The following is a 1,366-nucleotide window of genomic DNA, read 5'->3' as shown; positions in this document are numbered from 1 at the left end:
TGAAGTGGACCCCGGGAGCAGGACCACTGACGCCGCCTTCTTAGTTGGAACTCTCGCCGCTCCGATTTTCTGATATGAGGCCGCGAGGGCCTCTGTCTGCGTCTGTTGTTGAGGTTGTGGGCATGTGGGCAACGCCTCTTCGGCGTTGTCCACCATGTCCAGAGCCTTTGCTGTAGCGCCGGCGCGCCAGACCGCCATCGGCGTGCGATAGCCGTGTGCCTGGTGCGGGCGCTCCTCGTTATAAAAGGCGATCCAGTCGGCGAGGCCCGCGTGCAGCTCTTTGCCGTCGGCATAGAATTTGAGATAGACGTCCTCGTGCTTGAGGCTGCGCCACAGCCGTTCGATGAACACGTTGTCCATCCAGCGGCCGCGACCGTCCATCGAGATCCGAATGCCGGCGGCCTCCAGCACGCCGGTGAAGGCCGCGCTGGTGAACTGGCTGCCCTGATCGGTGTTGAAGATTTGCGGCTTGCCGAACCGCGCCAGCGCCTCCTCCAGGGCGTCGATGCAGAACGACACGTCCATCGTATTGGACAGGCGCCAGCTCAGCACGGCCCGGCTCGCCCAATCGATCACAGCCACCAGATAGAGGAAGCCGCGTCCGATCGGGATGTAGGTGATGTCGGTCGCCCAGACCTGGTTCGGCCGGTCGATGGTCATGCCGCGCAGCAGATAGGGATAGATCAGGTGCCCCGGCGCAGGCTTGCTGGTGCGCGGCTTCGGCCCCAGTGCCTCGATCCCCATCTTGCGCATCAGCCGCTGCACGCGCTTGCGGTTGATCGGGACGCCATCCTCGCTCAGCAGCCACGCCATCCGCCGCGAGCCCAGAAACGGCCGCGCGGTGAACAGTTCGTCGATCTGGCGCATCAGCGTCAGATCGTCGTCATTGGCCGGCTGCGGCGTTCGGTAAACGCCCGAGCGCGACAGCCCGAGCAGCCGGCACTGGTGGCGGATCGACAGCACGCCATGCGCGCGGTCGAGCTTCGCCCTGCGGTCCGGGACGCTCATCTTCCGGACCTCTTCGCTAAAAAATCCCGCTCCACGACCAACTGCCCGATCTTGGCATGCAGCTTCTCGATCTCACGGTCGCGACCAACGTCCGCCGCCTCCCCAGCGGGATCAAAAGCTCTGGCCGCCTGATCCAGCAGTTGCTTCTTCCAGGAATAAATCTGGTTGGGATGCACCTCGTAGCGCTGCGCCAGATCGGCCACGCTCACCTGTTCACGCAGCGCCTCCAAAGCGATCTTCGCCTTCAGCGCCGCGTCGATCTTCCGTCTCGTCTTCTTCGTCATCGTCCGCTCCGTTTACCAAACGGAACGGCTACATTCCAACTAGGCTTCCGGTCCCAAATCCGGGGGCCACTTCA

1 pseudogene is annotated in these 1,366 nt (G+C 63.6%); it reads right to left on the bottom strand.

Going from position 1 to position 1,366, the window contains the following annotated elements:
• Positions 1-198: 198 nt before the first annotated feature.
• A pseudogene (locus tag I6F37_RS38280) lies at positions 199-1,292 on the bottom strand (IS3 family transposase); the annotation flags it as partial.
• Positions 1,293-1,366: the final 74 nt, after the last annotated feature.

The sequence above is a fragment of the Bradyrhizobium sp. NBAIM08 genome (assembly GCF_020193935.1).
Lineage (GTDB): Bacteria > Pseudomonadota > Alphaproteobacteria > Rhizobiales > Xanthobacteraceae > Bradyrhizobium > Bradyrhizobium yuanmingense.
This window is presented reverse-complemented; position numbering and strand designations above follow the sequence as displayed.